The 17,753-nt window shown below is 63.0% G+C and carries 16 protein-coding genes; 9 read left to right on the forward strand and 7 right to left on the reverse strand.

Annotated elements, in window-relative coordinates; all coding sequences use genetic code 11:
- Genes ACLD1Y_RS00230 through ACLD1Y_RS00250 form a run of 5 tightly spaced genes read right to left on the reverse strand, consistent with a single transcriptional unit; the run spans position 1 to position 4,741 of the window.
- On the reverse strand, positions 1-621 hold the full coding sequence (locus ACLD1Y_RS00230) for a lysophospholipid acyltransferase family protein (protein ID WP_429474427.1): 621 nt from the start codon (positions 619-621) through the stop codon (positions 1-3).
- Between the two features lie 9 nt (positions 622-630).
- On the reverse strand, positions 631-1,074 hold the full coding sequence (locus ACLD1Y_RS00235) for a hypothetical protein (RefSeq protein ID WP_429474429.1): 444 nt from the start codon (positions 1,072-1,074) through the stop codon (positions 631-633).
- Entirely contained in the window at positions 1,064-2,362 is a 1,299-nt protein-coding gene (locus tag ACLD1Y_RS00240; protein WP_429474431.1) for a phosphatase PAP2/dual specificity phosphatase family protein, read from the reverse strand. The genes ACLD1Y_RS00235 and ACLD1Y_RS00240 overlap by 11 nt, the downstream gene beginning before the upstream one ends.
- 2 nt (positions 2,363-2,364) lie before the next feature.
- Positions 2,365-4,113 carry a bifunctional alpha/beta hydrolase/class I SAM-dependent methyltransferase gene (locus ACLD1Y_RS00245; RefSeq protein ID WP_429474433.1) on the reverse strand — a complete coding sequence of 583 codons (1,749 nt, stop codon included), beginning with the start codon at positions 4,111-4,113 and terminating at the stop codon, positions 2,365-2,367.
- A gap of 10 nt (positions 4,114-4,123) precedes the next feature.
- Positions 4,124-4,741, reverse strand: a complete 618-nt coding sequence (locus tag ACLD1Y_RS00250; RefSeq protein WP_429474435.1) for a CDP-alcohol phosphatidyltransferase family protein — start codon at positions 4,739-4,741, stop codon at positions 4,124-4,126.
- Between the two features lie 320 nt (positions 4,742-5,061).
- On the opposite strand from ACLD1Y_RS00250, the gene hflK (ACLD1Y_RS00255) reads away from it, so the two are divergent.
- The 8 genes from hflK (ACLD1Y_RS00255) to cfaB all read left to right on the forward strand — a co-directional run bounded on the left by hflK (ACLD1Y_RS00255) (position 5,062) and on the right by cfaB (position 14,191).
- Complete coding sequence (hflK, locus tag ACLD1Y_RS00255; protein ID WP_429474437.1) at positions 5,062-6,966, forward strand: protease modulator HflK; 1,905 nt, start codon at positions 5,062-5,064, stop codon at positions 6,964-6,966.
- 9 nt (positions 6,967-6,975) lie between these two features.
- Complete coding sequence (gene hflC, locus ACLD1Y_RS00260; protein WP_429475343.1) at positions 6,976-7,968, forward strand: protease modulator HflC; 993 nt, start codon at positions 6,976-6,978, stop codon at positions 7,966-7,968.
- A complete protein-coding gene (hflK, locus tag ACLD1Y_RS00265) occupies positions 7,965-8,990 on the forward strand; it encodes a protease modulator HflK (RefSeq protein WP_429474439.1) in 1,026 nt (341 codons plus the stop codon). Before hflC ends, hflK (ACLD1Y_RS00265) begins: the two co-directional genes overlap by 4 nt.
- Positions 8,987-10,879 (forward strand): cation-translocating P-type ATPase, encoded by a 1,893-nt coding sequence (locus ACLD1Y_RS00270; protein ID WP_429474441.1) that lies wholly within the window; start codon positions 8,987-8,989, stop codon positions 10,877-10,879. Before hflK (ACLD1Y_RS00265) ends, ACLD1Y_RS00270 begins: the two co-directional genes overlap by 4 nt.
- Positions 10,880-10,979: 100 nt before the next feature.
- A complete protein-coding gene (gene bufA2 / locus ACLD1Y_RS00275; RefSeq protein WP_429474443.1) occupies positions 10,980-11,231 on the forward strand; it encodes a BufA2 family periplasmic bufferin-type metallophore in 252 nt (83 codons plus the stop codon).
- Between the two features lie 65 nt (positions 11,232-11,296).
- The gene (bufB, locus tag ACLD1Y_RS00280) at positions 11,297-12,142 is read left to right on the forward strand and encodes an MNIO family bufferin maturase (protein WP_429474445.1); all 846 of its coding nucleotides are present in this window, start codon (positions 11,297-11,299) and stop codon (positions 12,140-12,142) included.
- On the forward strand, positions 12,133-12,921 hold the full coding sequence (locus ACLD1Y_RS00285; protein ID WP_429474447.1) for an HvfC/BufC family peptide modification chaperone: 789 nt from the start codon (positions 12,133-12,135) through the stop codon (positions 12,919-12,921). Before bufB ends, ACLD1Y_RS00285 begins: the two co-directional genes overlap by 10 nt.
- A gap of 85 nt (positions 12,922-13,006) precedes the next feature.
- Entirely contained in the window at positions 13,007-14,191 is a 1,185-nt protein-coding gene (gene cfaB / locus ACLD1Y_RS00290) for a C17 cyclopropane fatty acid synthase CfaB (RefSeq protein ID WP_429474449.1), read from the forward strand.
- 133 nt (positions 14,192-14,324) lie between these two features.
- On the opposite strand, the gene cls is transcribed toward cfaB, so the two are convergent.
- Positions 14,325-15,764: a cardiolipin synthase gene (gene cls, locus ACLD1Y_RS00295; RefSeq protein ID WP_429474451.1), complete on the reverse strand. Its 1,440-nt coding sequence runs from the start codon at positions 15,762-15,764 to the stop codon at positions 14,325-14,327.
- A gap of 130 nt (positions 15,765-15,894) precedes the next feature.
- On the opposite strand from cls, the gene ACLD1Y_RS00300 reads away from it, so the two are divergent.
- Positions 15,895-16,416: a DUF3617 domain-containing protein gene (locus tag ACLD1Y_RS00300; protein WP_429474453.1), complete on the forward strand. Its 522-nt coding sequence runs from the start codon at positions 15,895-15,897 to the stop codon at positions 16,414-16,416.
- Here the strand turns inward: ACLD1Y_RS00300 and ACLD1Y_RS00305 are convergent.
- Positions 16,413-17,750, reverse strand: a complete 1,338-nt coding sequence (locus ACLD1Y_RS00305) for a dihydroorotase (protein WP_429474455.1) — start codon at positions 17,748-17,750, stop codon at positions 16,413-16,415. The two genes, ACLD1Y_RS00300 and ACLD1Y_RS00305, sit on opposite strands and share 4 nt — an antisense overlap.
- Between the last annotated feature and the right edge of the window lie 3 nt (positions 17,751-17,753).

Genomic DNA, 17,753 nt, shown 5'->3' on the forward strand with positions numbered 1-17,753 from the left:
TCAGGAATGCTCCGGGGCAAGGGCGAGCAGGGCGTCGCGGGTGCGGGCGAGGAAGGCGGCTTTGTCTTCGTCGTCTTCCAAGTGCAGCGGTGCGCCGAAGCTGGTGGTGCACAGCAAGGGCAACGGCAAGACGCGGCCCTTGGGCATGACCCGGTTGAGGTTGGCGATCCACACGGGGATCAATTCAGCCTGTGGGTAACTTTTGGCCAGGTGATAGAGGCCGCTTTTGAACGGCAGCAGGCCGTCTTCGAGGTTGCGGGTGCCTTCGGGGAAGATGATCAGCGAGTCGCCGCCTTCCAGGGCACTGAGCATGGGCTGCAACGGGTTATCCACAGGGTCTTTGCGTTCGCGGTCGATGAGCACGCCGTTGAATACGCGGTTGATGATGTAGCGGCGCAGGGCGCTTTTGTTCCAGTAATCGCTGCCGGCCACCGGGCGCGTGAATTTGCGCAGGTTCTGCGGCAGTGAGGCCCACAACAGCACGAAGTCGCCGTGGCTGCTGTGGTTGGCGAAATAGATGCGCTGCACCGGCACCGGCGCGCACCCGAGCCACAGGCTGCGAGCGCCGGTGACGGTGCGGGCCATGGAGGTAATGAGCGTGGCGACCACGGGTTCGAACATGGGAATTCCTTATCCGGCGAAAGGCAGCCAAGGGCTGGCGAGGATCACGCCCAGGGTCAGCAGCGCTTGCGCGCCCAGCAGCCAGGCTTGTTTGCGCAGCAGTTTGAGCGCGCCGCGACGGCGTTCGGCCCAGGGCCTGCCAGCGCGCTTGGGCGATTGCAGGCCGAGGGTTTGCAGGGCTTGGTCGAGGTCGCCGGTACGGTCTATGTCGCGGGCCAGCAGGGCGAACAGGTCGGCATCGAAGGCCACCCGCAGCGCCCAGTATTTTTGCAGCAGCCCCAGAATAATCATCCACAGGGCCAGCAGCAGGCAGATCGTTGAAATGCTCGCCATCAATACTTGCGCAAGGCCGAACAGCACGCCGAGCACGGTCAGGCCTGTGGATAACTGGTCCAGCGAACGACCACGGCGCAACAGGATGGCGACGACCTGTAGTTCCATATCAGCAGGCATGGGGCAGACCCTCCAACGCTTCACGGTGAGCGGGATGCAGGACCACATCGGCCCGCGCTGTACGAATAATAGTCAGCGCCTGCTCCACCGTCGCGGCGTGGCCGGTATGCAGCAACCAAGCGGCGACGGCCGTTGCGCTGCGGGAGTAGCCGAGGGCGCAGCACACCAGCAGCGGGCCGTGGGCGCGCAGGCGCTCGATGGCCTGGGCGGCTTGCAGGCATTCGGCGGGTGTGGGGGCGATCAAGTCGAGCACGGGGATGGATACGTAGGCGCGCCCCTGTGGATTAATCGGCAGCTCGGCGCACAGATCGACGATGGCCTTGAAGTGCTCTTGCTCGCGCGTTGTAGGAATACGCCCGAGCCAGACGTTATCCACAATCAGATCCGGTTGTGGATGTTTGCGTGTCCACAATCGTGAGTTGATCCACGCGGCGGCCAGATAAGGCGCATAAAGCCACCGCGCGGCGGGCGTGAGTCGACCATCGGCACGCTTCTGAAAACCCGCAGCCCCCAGCACGAAATAGTTCGCCTTGATCAAGGCCAGGGAAACCGCTGGCCAAAGTATCCACAGCCAGCCGCCGCCCATTACAAACGCCAGGATCGCCAGCGCCAACGCGCCCAGACCGTAGCGCATGCCCAGCCGCCAGCGCTGGGTGTCCCGCGTCAGCCGTGCGTTTAGCAGCGGGCTAGGATGCTCCACCGGCCACAACCACACGCATATCCAACCGGCGAGGGCGCCTGTGGGTAAGTCGATAAAGTGATGTTGATAAGTGGTCAGCACCGAAATACCGATCAGCGCGAACCAGCCATGCACCAGCCAACGCCACATGCCCTGGCTGTGGCGCTGGTACATGACCCACAAAATCACCAGCAGCGCGATATGCAGCGAAGGCGCCTGGTTGAAGGGTTTGTCGAACCCGGCCAGGACCGCGAACAGCCAGCCGAATACGCCGTCCAGTTCCGGGCGCTCGAAGGTGAAGCGCAGCGGCCAGATCAGGAAGCAGCTCACCGCGATTACCTGTGCACTCAGCAGCCGCAGCGCATGTTGCTTCAACTCATGCCGGGTGTGGGGCAGCAGCAGGGAAAACCCGTAAAGCAGGTCGATGGACCAGTAGGGCACGATGGTCCAGGCCCAAAACGGCATATGGGTTTCCCAGTCGAACACCAGCGTGCCGACGTCGCTGCGTTGGCTGGTGACCCAGGTGGCGAAGCCGTAGGTGCTGAAAAACAGCGGCGCCAACAGCAGCAGCCACAGAAAGGCAGGCTTTAACAGGCCGGGTTCGCGCATGTTCAGATCTTCTGTGCCAGGGACACGGTAAAGATGCCCCACTCATCCACACGCTGGGTGATCTTGCGAAAGCCCGCGGCTTCGACCAATTGATCCATCTCGGCCTGGCTGCGGCGGCGCATCACCCAGGCCTGGCCTTGGCGGTGGCTGGTGAGGGCGCGGGCGATCAGTTCCAACTGCGGGTGCCATGGTTGGCCGGTGTAGACCAGGTAACCGCCAGGCTCCACGGCCTCGGCCAAGCCCGCCAACGAGCCGCCGACCATGGCGTTGTCGGCAAACAATTCATACAGGCCGGACACCACTGCCAGCGTCGGCTTGGGCTCCAGCGCCGCCAGATCGGCGCGATCAAACGCATCGCCTTTGACGAACTGCGCAATATCCCCCAGGCCCTTCTCGCGAATCAGCGCGCCACCGTCGCGCACGTTGATGTCGCTGTAGTCGCGCAGCAGGATCGATTCCGGCAGCGGCGATACGCCCTGCAAGGCTTCGAGAATGTAGCGCCCGTGGCCGGCGGCGATATCGACAATGCGCACTTGGCGGTCATCGTCACGCAGCTTGGCCATGGCTAGGCGCAGCAGTTCCTCGACGTTCAACTTGCGCTGGCGAATACCGCGCCAGCCGATGGAGTTGAGGTAGTTGGTGTCGATCATCCGACCCAGCCCGCCCTTGCCGGTGGGCTTGTTGCGGTACACGTAGTCCAGGGTGCTGCCGGAGTCGAAGCCGGTGTCGAAGCCCAGCTTCACGCCATCGGACAGGTTCTTGCCCAGGCCCATGCTGGCGCGGGTGAGGCGCCAGTACAGGTCGCGCAGGGAGTTGCGCGGCAACGGCGCGGCGAGGGCTTCGGACTCGGCGCAAGTGGCGCCTATTTTGTCGGCGTCCAGCAACGAAGCGCGGTCCAGCGGGTGCGCGAAGTTTTGCAGGATAAAGCGCCGGGCGCTGCTCACGGCGGTGGCGCGGTCACGCTCACCCAAGGTGTCGTGGAAGAAACCGGGGAGGATGTGCAGCTCTTTTTTCAGGCTGCCCAGGCGGTCGAAAAACTGCTGCTGGGGTTTGCGGTGCACCACAAAGTCCGAACCCGAGACCAACAGTTGGGTCGGCACCTGGATCGCCTGGGCATCAGCGACAACGCGGTCGGCCGCTTCGTACAGGCCCAGCAGCACATTCACCGAGATGGCCTTGGTGATCAGCGGGTCGCTGTCGTAGGAGGCCACGCGCTCGGGGTCATGGCTGAGGAACTTGGCCTTGACGTAACTGTTGACGAAAAAGTTGCCACGAAACTTGCGCATCAGGGCCAGGCCCGGACGGGCGAAGGGCACGTACAGCTTGACCTTGAAGGCCGGGGAGGCCAGCACCAGGGCGCGGATCTTCGGCGCGTAATCGTGCACCCAGGTGGCTGCGATCACCGCGCCGACGCTTTGTGCGATGACGGCGAAGTTCTCTGGCTCGATGCCATAGGTGGCGCCGATGTGATCGCAAAAGGTCTGCACATCGCGGGCGCTGGTGGCGAAGCTTGGGCTGTCGCCGCGTTCACCGGGGGACTGGCCGTGGCCACGGGCGTCCCAGGCGAAGAAGTCGAATTGCGGCAGGTTCAGCTCATCCACCAAGTGGGCAATGCGCCCCGAATGTTCGTGGCCGCGATGGAACAACACGATGGCCTGGCGTGGCCCGGCACCTTCTGTCGCCGGCCAATGCCGGTAGAACAGCTCGACGCCATCGTGGGTGCTGAAGGTGTGTGCTTGTTGTTCACGCATCGCAAAATCCTTATGCAGAAGGGGAAGTGGTTTCGTTAAGACCTTGGCGCACGCGGTTGACCAAGGTATAGGCGAGCAGGGCGGCCACCAGCCACATCACCCCCTCCACCCAGCCTGCGCCGAGCCAGCCCAGCGCCACGCCGGTGGCCAGCACGCCGAGCACGAAGGCCCGGTCGCTTTTGCCCATCGGCCCGTCATAGCGGCGGGATGCGCCCACCATCGGCCCCAACACACCCGCGTATTCGCTGAACACCGCCAGCAGCGCCACCAGCAACACCGGCGCCAGGCTCACGCCTGGGATCAGCGCAAACGGCAGGATCAGCGCGCTGTCGGCGATCACATCGCAAAGTTCATTGAGGTAGGCACCCAGGCGCGACTGCTGGCCGAATTCACGGGCGAGCATGCCGTCTATGGCGTTGAGGGCCATGCGCAGGATCATCCACAGCGGGATCAACGCAAACAGCCACAGGTGTTGGGCAAAGCTGGCGATCAACAGGCCCACCAGCAGGGAAACCACACCGGCAAGGACGGTGATCTGATTGGCAGTGGTGCCGTTGTCGTAGAGACGCTGCACCAGCGGGCGCAGCAGATTTTGAAAACGCGGCTTGAGCTGATAGATCGAAATCATGGGGGTGACGCTTCCTTGTCCGTGAGCCCGCGAAAAACTGGGTGGGAGTGTGCCGATTAAACGCGGCGTACACCAGTGATGGCGCGTGTTTATGGGGGGTTGGTCACGGTCTTGAGTACTGCGATGTACCCCTGTGGGAGCGGGCTTGCTCGCGAAAGCGGTGTATCAGTCAGAACATGTAGCGACTGACACCCTGCTTTCGCGAGCAAGCCCGCTCCCACAGGGGATTTGCAATGAGTTCGAAAGCTGTATTCATCGAACAAAAATTTCACGCTCTGTGTTATATCGTAACGAATTGTGTACGTGCGGGCGTTGAGTGGATGCAAGTGGATCTAGAAGCTGACGGCGCTTCGGTGGAAGGCCTGCCGCGTTTTCAGCAAGGGCTGTTCCATGCCCGTCGGTTGCGCCAAGCCGGCATCAGCCTGACGGTGCTGGCGGTGGCCGGTTGGGTGTTGGCGTTGTTTGTCGCCCTGTTTGCGCCGCTGTCGATCTGGCCGGTGGTGTTGATCAACTGTGCCTCGGCGCTGCTGGTGCTGGTGGCCGGTTTGCAATCGGCGTGGTGGGTAGCCGATTGGCGTGCCCAGGCGCTGGAAGAACCGGTGGTGGAACTATCCGTTGAGCCAAGCGGCCGCTATGCGCGCCTGATGGGACGCTTCGGCCAGCAGATCGGCGCGCCGGTGTTGTGGCTCGGCGGCTGGTCGCTGCTGGCGCTGGTCAGCATTATCGAGTTCTGGAGCCTGGCGCTGCCTGCCGCGCCGGTCGGCCAATCAGCCAGCATCGGTGCAGCGTTGGCCTTGGCACTGGGGTTTGGCTTGCTGGTGTTCGAACGCCGCCTCGCGCAGGAAACCACCGCCCAATGGCCGGAAGCCTCGCAACTGGCACAGTTGAGCCGGGTGGCGATTATCTGCCTGGTGGTCAGTGCGGTTTGCCTGCTGTTTGCTGGCGCCGAGTCGGTCTGGCCGCTACGTCTGGCCGTACTGATTGGCCTGTTGCCGGCACTGGTGGCCGTCGAATTTCTGCTGAGGGCCGTGCTGTCGTTGTTCAGCCCGCGCCAGCCGCGCCTTGAGCCGCGCCTGATGGCGCAAAGTTTTATCGCCGGGTTGTTGCGCTGGCCACCGCAACCCTTGCTGGCCTTGCAGCACGAACTGCACAACCGCTTCGGCATCGACCTGCGTCAGATCTGGGCCTTTACCTACATGCGCCGGGCATTTTTGCCGGTGTTGCTGGTGGTGCTGGCGGTCGGTTGGGCGCTGACCGGGGTGCACGAAGTGCCGCTGCAAGGGCGTGGGATTTATGAACGCTTTGGCAAACCGGTTGAAGTGTTCGGCCCAGGTTTGCATGCCGGGTTGCCCTGGCCGTTGGGCCGCGTGATCAGTGTGGAAAACGGCGTGGTGCACGAGCTGGCCACCAGCGTCAGCGAAGCCGCCACCCCGGAATTGGCCGCTGCCGAAGGCCCGGCGCCGCTGATCGCCAACCGCCTGTGGGACGCCAGCCACGTGAATGACAAATCCCAGGTCATCGCCAGCAGCAGCGGCGACAAGCAGAGCTTCCAGATCGTCAATATGGATGTGCGGTTCGTCTACCGCATCGGCCTGACCGATCAGGCCGCGCTCGCCGCCACTTATAACAGCGCCGATGTGCCGACCCTGATCCGCAGCACCGCCAGCCGCATCCTGGTCCACGACTTTGCATCACGTACTCTCGACGAATTGCTCGGGGAACAACGCACCAGCCTCGCCGACGAAATCGGCCGCGCCGTGCAGACGGATCTGCAAACACTCGACAGCGGCGTGGAAATTCTCGCCACCGTGGTCGAAGCGATCCACCCCCCGGCCGGTGCCGCCAATGCTTATCACGGTGTGCAGGCTGCGCAGATCGGCGCCCAGGCCTTGATCTCCCGCGAGCGCGGTGCCGCCAGCGAGCAAACCAACCAAGCCTTGCTGCAAGCCAGCACCGCCCGCGACCAAGCCACGGCCACCGCCCGCGAAGTGAATGCCGGTGCCCAAGCCGCCGACCTGCGGTTTGCCGCCGAACAAAAGGCCTATGCCACCGCTGGCAAGGCCTTCGTGCTGGAGCAGTACCTCGGCCAACTCAGCCAGGGCCTCGCCCACGCCAAGCTGCTTATTCTGGATCATCGCCTGGGCGCCGACAGTGCGCCGACGATTGATCTGCGTTCCTTTACCTTACCGGCCGATCCTTCGGTGCCGCGTAAAGCCGTTCAATAAGGAGTCTGTCTGTTGAGCGCTCATTCCCACGATCACGGTCATCATCATGGCCATCACCACCACCATCATCACGGTGACGAACACGCTGGCGGCCCGTTCCCATGGCGGCGCATGGCCTGGGCGTTGTTGCTGGTGTTGTTTGCGGTAGCGGCCGCCAGCCTGGTGCAGGTGCGTTCCGGCGAGGCCACGGTGATTACCCGTTTTGGCAACCCGGCGCGGGTGCTGTTGGAGCCGGGCCTGGGCTGGCGTTGGCCGGCGCCGTTCGAGGCGGCGATTCCGGTGGATTTGCGCCTGCGCACCACCTCCAGCGGCTTGCAGGATGTGGGCACCCGCGATGGCCTGCGCATCATCGTGCAGGCCTATGTGGCGTGGCAGGTGCAGGGCGATGCCGACAATGTGCAACGCTTTATGCGTGCGGTGCAGAACCAGCCGGATGAAGCGGCGCGGCAGATTCGCACCTTTGTCGGCTCGGCGCTGGAAACCACGGCGGCCAGTTTTGACCTGTCCAGTTTGATCAACACCGACGCCAGTCAGGTACGCATTGCCGATTTTGAAACGCAGTTGCGCCAGCAGATTGAGCAACAATTGCTCACCACCTACGGCGTGCGCGTGGCTCAAGTGGGGATCGAGCGGCTGACACTGCCCTCCGTCACCCTCACCGCCACCGTTGACCGCATGCGCGCCGAGCGCGAAACCATCGCCACTGAACGAACCGCCGTGGGTAAGCGCGAAGCGGCGCAGATTCGCTCCGCTGCCGAGCGCGATGCGCGCATCGTGCAAGCCGATGCCACGGTGAAAGCTGCCGATATCGAAGCCCAATCGCGGGTAGAAGCGGCGCAGATTTACGGCCGCGCTTACGCCGGTAATCCACAGTTGTATAACTTGCTGCGCTCCCTCGACACCTTGGGCACCGTGGTCACGCCGGGCACCAAGATCATCCTGCGAACCGATGCGGCGCCGTTTCGCGCCTTGGTGGACGGGCCTAAGGACGTCCAGCCATGACCGAGCCTGACAGCCCGTGGATTCAGGCCGGGCGCCTCACGTTCCTGGCGCTGTACGCGGTCACCGTGTTGGCCGCGCTGGCCTGGGCATTTTCCAATGTGCGCCAGATCGACCCGCAGAACCGCGCCGTGGTGCTGCATTTTGGCGCCTTGGACCGCATCCAGAATGCCGGGCTGTTGCTGGCCTGGCCGCAACCGTTCGAGCAAGTGGTGCTGTTGCCAGCGGCGGACCGGGTGATTGAGCGCCGGGTGGAGAACCTGCTGCGTTCCGACGCGGCGGTGCAGGCCGACCGGGTGGCCAGTTTCGCCACGCCGCTCAGCGATGCCTTGGCTGGTTCCGGCTACCTGCTGACCGGCGATGCCGGTGTGGTGCAACTGGATGTGCGGGTGTTCTACAAGGTCACCGAACCCTATGCGTTTGTGTTGCAGGGCGCGCATGTATTGCCGGCATTGGATCGACTGGTGACCCGCAGCGCCGTGGCCCTCACGGCGGCCCGAGACCTGGACACCATTCTGGTGGCGCGCCCCGAGCTGATCGGCAGCGACAACGGCGCCGCCGAACGCCGTGAACGGCTGCGCGGTGACCTGGTGCAAGGCATCAACCAGCGCTTGGTGGACTTGACCGCAAGCGGTCTGGGCCTGGGTATCCAGGTTACTCGTGTGGATGTGCAATCGAGCCTGCCGGGCCCGGCGGTGAATGCCTTCAACGCGGTGTTAACCGCCAGCCAGCAAGCCGACAAAGCCGTGGCCAACGCGCGTACAGAAGCCGAAAAGCTCACCCAGACTGCCAACCAACAGGCTGACCGCCTGGTGCAAGTGGCCCATGCCCAGGCCAGCGAACGCCTGGCCAATGCTCAGGCGCAAACCGCCACGGTGGCCAGCCTCGCCCAAGTCAAAGACCCCGGCCTGCTGCTGCGCCTGTACCGCGAGCGCTTGCCGAAGATTCTCGGCCAGGCCGGTTCCGTGACCACGGTGGACCCCAAGGACGACTCCCGCTTGATCATCCAGGGAGCCGAACAATGAGCGCACCCATGCTGACCTCCGCCGAACAGCGCAGTGCTGCGCGGCAATTGACCCTGGCCATGCTGGCTTTGGGTTTGCTGGTGTTGGGCCTGGTGTGGCGCTGGCTGGCGCCGGACCAGACCGGCGTGAGCCAACTGCTGCTGGGCGTGGCTTCGCTGTTGGTGGCGGTGCCGGTGATGCGTTCGGCCTGGTACAGCCTGCGGTTTCCCAGCCTGCACGGCATCACCGACCAACTGATCGCCCTGGCCATGCTCGGCGCTTGGGCCACCGGTGATCTGCTGACCGCCGCGCTGTTGCCGATCATCATGATCTTCGGCCATGTGCTGGAGGAGCGCAGCGTGATCGGCTCCCAGGAAGCCATTCACGCGTTGGGCAAGCTGACCCGCAGCCACGCGCGGTTGGTGCAGGCTGACGGCAGCATCGTTGAGGTGGACAACGGCACGCTGCACACCGGCGACATCGTTGAAGTGCGTGCCGGCGACCGCGTGCCCGCCGATGGCGTGGTGTTGTCGGGCCAGGCCAGCTTGGATACGGCGCCGATCACCGGGGAGTCGGTGCCGCTGGAAGCCAGTGTGGGCGTGCAGGTGTTTGGCGGGGCGATCAACCTCGATGGCCTGCTGCGCCTGCAAGTGACCCGCACCGGCAGCGAGTCGACTCTGGGCAAAGTCATCGCCTTGATGCAGAACGCCGAGCGCTCCAAGCCGCCGATCACGCGGCTGCTGGAGCGTTACGCCGGCAGCTATATGGTGCTGGTGCTGTTGCTGGCGGCGGTGACCTGGTTTGTGACCAACGACGCCCAGGCGATGCTCGCCGTGCTGGTGGCGGCGTGCCCCTGTGCGTTGGTGCTGTCGGCACCGGCCACGGCGATTGCCGGGATTGCCGTGGCGGCGCGCCATGGGATTTTGATTCGCAGCTCGGCGTTCCTTGAGGAGTTGGCAGACCTGACCTCGCTGGTGGTCGACAAGACCGGCACCCTGACCTTTGGCACCCTGCGTTTGCAGTCCATCGAAACCACAGCGCCGGATCGACAGGTGTTGCTCAATCTAGCCGCCAGCCTGGGTTCGGCCAGCAGCCATCCGGTCAGCCGGGCGTTGGCGGGGTTGGCCACGCAGGAACAGATGCTGGTGCTGACCGATATTCGTGAACGCCAGGGCCTGGGCGTGGTGGCGCAGACTGATCAAGGCGAAGCGGCGCTGGGACGGCCTGAGTTGTTCGAGCAATTGGGCATTGTGACCACGCCTGTCCCCAACCATGACGGACCGATTGCAGGCTTGGCGTTGAACGGGCAGTTCCTGGCCTGGCTGCTGCTGGCCGACAGCGTCAAGCCGGAAGCCCGCCAGGCCCTGCAAGAGTTGCGCGAGCTGGGCCTGGGGCGGCAACTGCTGCTGACCGGCGACCGCCAAAGCGTCGCCGACAGCTTGGCGTTGGACGTGGGCATCAGTGACGTTGAAGCCCAGGCGTTGCCGGAAGACAAGCTCAACCGCGTGCTGGGGGAGATCGGCAGCGGCTTCCGCCCGATGGTGGTGGGCGACGGCATTAACGATTCGCTGGCGCTCAAGGCCGGTGTGGTCGGCGTGGCCATGGGGGCGGGCGGGGCGGATATCGCGCTGGCGTCGGCGGACGTGGTGCTGATCGGCAGCGACCTGCGGCGCTTGGGCACCTGCGTGCGCTTGAGTCGCCAGTGCCGGCAGACGTTGCAGGTGAACGTGATCATCGGCCTGGGTTGGACGCTGGCCATCGTGGTGTTTGCCGCATTCGGCTGGCTGGGGGCGGCGGGCGCGATGATTGCGGCGGTGCTGCATAACCTCAGCACGTTACTGGTACTGGGCAACGCCGGGCGGTTGCTGCGTTTTCAGGAGCCATTGTCGAAACTTGAAGAAAAATCGTGAAGGCGTTGTAACGCCGATGGGGGGCCTCTCTCTAGTGGTGTGTCGAGACTGAGCAATCCGCTCGGACCGACACCCCTACTGATCTCTGAGGACTACAAAAATGAACATCAAGAACGCCGTATCCGGTGCTGCCCTGGCTATCGCTGCCGCCACTCTGTTTGCCGGTGTCGCCACCCAGGTACAGGCTGCCGACGCTACTGTTCATTGCTACGGCGTCACCTCCTGCAAAGGCATGAACGACTGCAAAACCGCTGAAAACGCCTGCAAAGGCCAGGCAGTCTGCAAAGGCCACGGCTTCAAGGCCATGACCAAGGCCGCCTGCGATGCGGCTGGCGGTAAAGTCGGCGAGTAAGCGCGAGCCGGGTGCAACCGCAGCGGGTCTTCAAGCCGCTGCGGACACTTTTGCAGGAGTTCATGATGACGACACCATTCTCCTCCCTGGGCTACGGCCTGGGTCTACGCAACGAATACTATGAGCAGATCCTTGAACAATCCCCCGCGGTGGATTGGTTTGAAGTGATCTCCGAGAACTACCTGGTGCAAGGCGGCAAAGCCTTGTACTACCTCGACGCGATCGCCGAGCGTTACCCCCTGGTGATGCACGGCGTGTCACTGTCCATCGGCGGCCCCCATGCCCTCGATCTCGACTACCTGAAACAGATCCAGCAGCTCGCCGAGCGTATCCAACCGGCGTGGGTGTCCGATCACCTGTGCTGGAGCCGCGGCAGCGCCCACCAGTTGCATGACCTGTTGCCCCTGCCTTATACCGAAGAAAGCCTGTACCACGTGGCCGCCCGCGTGCGCCAAGTGCAGGACGTGTTGCAGCGCCCTCTGGTGCTGGAAAACGTCTCCAGTTACGTGCGCGCCAAGGCCGACGAATTCACCGAGTGGGAGTTTCTCAACGCGCTGGCGCACCTGTCGGGGTGCCAGTTGCTGCTGGACGTCAACAATGTGTACGTCAGCTCGCGCAACCATGGCTTCGACGCCTGGACGTTTATTCGTAACCTGCCACCGCACAGCATCCGCCAACTACACCTGGCCGGGCATATGGACTATGGCGACTATGTGGTCGATACCCATGATCATCCCGTATGCGATCCGGTGTGGGCGTTGTATCAGCAGACGTTGGAACATTTGGGGCCGGTGTCGACGTTGTTGGAGCGCGATGACCACTTCCCACCGTTCGAAGAATTGCTCACAGAGTTGAGCAAAGCGCGTGAGCTGGGCACCACGGCATTGGCCCGGAGGCCGTTATGCGCCTGACCGACTGGCAGTTGGCCTTCGAACAACATTTATTGACCGAGTCATCCGTCGCCAATAGTGGCTTCGCCTCTACCTTGCTGGGCGGCCCGACGCTGGATGTGGAAACGGGCTTGGCGATTTATCACAACGCCTATCTCGCACGCTTGAAGGAGGTGCTGCTGCATGACTTCGGCGCCATCCGCTATTGGCTGGGGGATGATGAGTTCGCGGTGTTGGCCCAAGCCTATGTGCGCCGCTATCCGTCTGCCCATTACAGCCTGCGTTGGCTGGGCGAGCGGTTCTCGGCGTTTATCCCCGAGCACTTGGTAGCAGAGCAAAGCGCACCACTGGCCGAACTGGCCCAGTTGGAGTGGGCGTTTACGCTGGCGTTCGACGCGCCAGGGGGTGAGCCACTGACCTTCAATGACATGGCGTCGCTGGCGCCTGAAGCCTGGCCGGGTTTGCAGGTCAGTCTGGCGCCCTCGGTGCAGCAGTTGCTGTGCCATTTTAATAGCGTTGCCATCTGGCGGGCCTGCAAGGAGGACGCGGACTTCCCCGGCAGCCAGGCCCTTGAGCTTGCGCAGGTTTGCCTAGTGTGGCGCCATCAGAATGTATGCCATTACCGCAGCCTGGATCCCGCCGAAGCCTGCGCCCTGGCGGGCATGGTGACCAGCGGCTGGTGCTTTGCAGAACTGTGCGCCGAGTTGGCAATCACCTGTGCAGAGGGTGCCCCGCTGCAAGCCGTTACATGGCTGAAACAGTGGGTCCAGGAGGGGTTGGTCGAGCGTCGAACCCCGTAGATGCGTGCGACTAATAGATAGCTTCCTACTTTTATAGGGATGGTCTACCCTCATTCCAGACGTCTGAAACAAGGGGGGACTACTCATGCTCGCGCAACTTCCACCGGCCTTACAGAATCTTCAGCTACCGCTGCGTCTTCGACTCTGGGACGGCCACGAATTCAATTTGGGCCCCGAGCCCAGTGTGACCATCGTGGTGAAGGACCCTACGATGGTGAGCAAGCTGACCCATCCCACGCTCAACTCACTGGGCGAAGCCTTCATCGAGGGCAAACTGGAGCTGGAAGGCTCCATCACCGAAGTGATCCGGGTGTGTGATGAGTTGAGTCACGCCCTGATCGAAGATGACGAAGAAAGTCGTCCGGTGCGTTCGATACACGACAAGGCCACCGACGCAGCAGCCATTTCCTACCATTACGACCTGTCCAACGAGTTCTATCAGCTGTGGCTGGACCAGGACATGGCGTACTCCTGCGGTTATTTCGAAACCGGCAGCGAATCCATCGACCAGGCCCAACAAGATAAATTTCGCCACCTGTGCCGCAAGCTGCGGCTGCAGCCAGGGGAGTATTTGCTCGACGTCGGCTGTGGCTGGGGTGGGCTCGCACGGTTTGCCGCGCGGGAGTTCGGGGTGAAGGTGTTTGGCATCACCCTGAGCAAAGAACAGTTGGCATTGGCCCGGGAGCGGGTGAAAGCCGAGGGCCTGGAAGACCAGGTGGACCTGCAGTTGCTCGACTACCGCGACCTGCCCCAAGACGGGCGTTTCGACAAAGTGGTGAGCGTGGGCATGTTTGAGCACGTTGGCCACGCCAACCTGGCGCAATACTGCCAGACCCTGTTTGGCGCGGTGCGTGAAGGTGGCCTGGTAATGAACCACGGCATCACCGCCAAGCACACCGACGGCCGCCCCGTTGGCCGTGGCGCTGGGGAGTTTATCGAGCGCTACGTGTTCCCCAACGGCGAATTGCCGCACCTGGCGATGATGACGGCTGAACTCAGTGAAGTCGGGCTGGAAGTGGTCGACGTCGAAAGCCTGCGCCTGCACTACGCGCGCACCCTGGACCACTGGAGCGAGCGCCTGGAAGACAACCTGGAAGCGGCGGCGAAGATGGTGCCGGAGCAGGCGTTGCGGATTTGGCGGTTGTATCTGGCCGGGTGTGCCTATGCGTTTGCGCGGGGCTGGATCAACTTGCACCAGATATTGGCGGTGAAGCCTCACGCCGATGGCAGCCATGAGCTGCCGTGGACGCGGGAAGATATCTATCGCTGAGCCTCTGGGAACACTGAGGATCCAAATGTGGGAGCGGGCTTGCTCGCGAATGCGGTGTGTCAGTCACTTGTGATGTAACTGATCCACCGCATTCGCGAGCAAGCCCGCTCCCACATGGGTTTTAAGTTGCCTGTTAGAGAATCGGTGAAATAAGCCGTGCCACCCGCATCCCCAACTGCTGCAAACGCCGCGTCTCGCGGCTTTCTTCCTGGCTGACTTCATGGGCCTGGGCAAAATCCTCCAGCAACATCTGCTCCACTTCGCGGGCAAAGGCTTCATCCACCGTCAGCAACATCACTTCGAAATTCAGCCGGAACGAGCGGTTATCCATGTTCGCACTGCCGATAGCGCTGATTTCGTTGTCCACCAACACCACCTTCTGATGCAGAAAGCCCGGCGTGTAGCGGAACACCCGCACCCCGGCGCGTACGGCTTCAATCGCATACAGGCTGGACGCGGCATAGACGATGCGGTGGTCAGGGCGCGATGGCAGCAGCAAGCGCACGTCAACGCCGCGCAATACCGCCAGGCGCAGGGCGGCGAACACCGCCTCGTCGGGGATGAAATACGGGCTGGTGATCCATACCCGTTCGGTCGCCGCATGGATCGCTTCGACGAAGAACAGCGAACAGGTTTCGTACGGATCGGCCGGGCCGCTGGCGAGCAGTTGGCACAGCACGCCATCTTCAGGGTAGGCGTCCGGCAGGATCAACGGCGGCAACTCACGGGCAGCCCAGAACCAATCCTCGGCAAATGACTCCTGCAAGCACGCCACCACGGGACCGGTGACTTGCATATGGGTATCGCGCCACGGTGCCAGTGGCGGCTTTTTGCCCAGGTATTCATCGCCCACGTTATGCCCGCCGACAAACCCGGTGATGCCGTCCACCACCACGATCTTGCGGTGGTTGCGAAAGTTGACCTGGAAGCGATTGAGCCAACCGCTGCGGGTGGCGAACGCCTTGACCTGCACCCCGGCCTCGCGCAGTGATTGCACGTAGCGATGGGGCAGGGCGTGGCTGCCGATGCGGTCGTAGAGCACGTAAATGTCGACGCCCTCGGCGGCTTTTTCCTTCAACAGGCTGTGCAGTTGGCGACCGAGGTCGTCGTCGTGAATGATGAAGAACTGAAACAGGATCGCGGTCTTGGCGCTGCGGATGGCGTCGAAGATTGCACTGAAGGTGGCATCGCCGTTGATCAATAAACGTACTTCGTTGTTGGCCAGGCACGGCATGCGGCCGAGCTTGGGCATGGCGCGCAGGGCGGCGTAGGCGCTGGAGTTGCGCGCGGCCAGGGCCTCCTCGACCCACGGGCGCCAGTTCAGCGCGGTGATGGCGGTGTGCATTTCCTGGTTGGCCTGGCGGCGCGCCTGGATATAGGCGTCGAAGGTGCTGCGGCCGAAGATCAGGTAGGGGATCAGCGTGAGGTAGGGAATGAACATCAGCGACAAGGCCCAGGCGATGGAGCCTTGGGCGGTCCTGACGGTCAGCACCGCGTGGATCGCGGCGAGGATGCCGAAAAAGTGCAGCGTGGCGATGAAGTAGGCGAGCAGGTGCGGGCCAAAGAAATCCATGGACGGCGGTACTCCAGACAATCCAATGCCTAACAGACCATGAACGGCTGTGAATGTCGCTATTTTATTTGCCGTGCAACACTGGCAACTTTGCGGCGTCTAACGCCCAACATTACCCAGGAGTTACCCGATGAATGCTCGTTTGCTCTGTTTAGCCTTGGTCACGGGTGTGGCGCTGCCGATGGCAGCCCAGGCGCAGATGCTGGCGCCGGGCTTGTGGGAATTGACCACCAGCAACATGAAAGTGGATAACCAGGACCTGCCGGATTTGTCGCTGATCCTGGGTCAGCTCAAGCAACAGATGACCCCTGAACAACGCGCCATGCTGGAAAAACAAGGCATCACCATGGCCGGCAAAGGCGTGCAGGTGTGCCTGACCCCGGCCCAGGTAGCCTCCGACTCGATCCCCCTGACCGACCCGCAGTCGGGCTGCAAGCAGGAAGTGACCGACAAGACCGGCAACCAGTGGAAATTCCGTTTCAGCTGCCCGAAAGCCCAAGGCACTGGCGTGGCGACCTTCCAGAGCCAGAAGGAATTCACCACCACCGTCAACGGCACCTTCAATGCTACCGGCATCCAGCAGAAGGGCAGCCTGGACAGCCACGCCCAGTGGCTGGGCAACGACTGCGGTACGGTCAAACCCCGCGCTTAACGCAAAAAATGCAGGGGCAATCCCTGGCAGCTGTCGACCACCTGGCCGTTGTGCCACGCCAGGTGGCCAGACACCAGCGTGGTACTGACGCTGTGCCGGAAGCTGCGCTCGGCAAAGGGCGTCCAACCACAGCGGCCAAGGATCGGTTGGCTGCTGACCGGTTTGCCTTCGGGCTCGGGTTGGATCAAAACAAGATCTGCCCAATAGCCTTCGCGCAGGTAGCCGCGATCCGGAATGGCAAACAGGTCGGCCACGCGATGGCTGGTCTTGGCCACCAGCATCGTCAGGGGCAAGTGCCCATCCGCCACCAATTCCAATAACGCCGGCAGCGCATGCTGCACCAGGGGCAAACCCGACGGCGCCTCTCGATACCCCAGTTGTTTTTGCGCCCAGGTATGCGGCGCATGGTCACTGCCAATCACATCCAGACGATCACTGAGCAAGGCTTGGCGCAGCGCGTCGCGGTCGGCGCGGGTCTTGATCGCTGGGTTGCATTTGATCTGGTGGCCGAGGCGGTGATAGTCGCGGTCATCGAACAGCAGGTGGTGCAGGCACACCTCGGCGGTGATGCGTTTTTCGGCCAGCGGCTTGTCGTCGAACAGCGCCAGTTCGCGGGCGCTGGTCAGGTGCAGCACATGCAGGCGCGTGCCGTGGCGCTTGGCCAATTCCACCGCGAAGGACGATGAGCGATAGCAGGCCTCGGCATCGCGGATCAGCGGGTGAGCGACGGCGGGGATGTGCTCGCCAAACCGCTCGCGCAAGCGCTGCTCGTTGGCCAGGATGCTCGGCGTGTGTTCGCAATGGGCCAGCAGGATGGTGGGCACTTCGGCAAACAGGCGTTCCAGGATGCGCGGGTCGTCCACCAGCATATTGCCGGTGGAGGCGCCCATGAACACTTTGACCCCGGCCACTTGGCACGGGTCGAGGGCGGCGACGATGTCGAGGTTGTCGTTGCTCACGCCAAAGTGAAAGCCGTAGTTGGCGACTGAATGCAGGGCCGCACGGCGCTTTTTGTCGGCCAGGGCTTCCAGGTTCAACGTGGCCGGGTTGGTGTTGGGCATGTCCATGAAGCTGGTGATGCCACCGGCCACTGCCGCGCGAGACTCGCTGTAGAAACTGCCTTTGTCCGGCGCACCAGGTTCACGAAAGTGCACCTGGTCATCGATCATGCCCGGCAGCAGCCATTGGCCTTGGGCGTCGATGGCCACAGGGGCGTTGCAGCCTTCGATGCTGCTGGCGATCTTCTCGATGCGGCCGTTGGATACCAGCACATCGGCGTCGAATTCCTGACCTTCGTTGACCAGGCGGGCATTGCGGATCAGCAGGCGGCTCATGGT

The sequence above is a fragment of the Pseudomonas sp. 18175 genome, from assembly GCF_050432925.1.
GTDB lineage: Bacteria > Pseudomonadota > Gammaproteobacteria > Pseudomonadales > Pseudomonadaceae > Aquipseudomonas.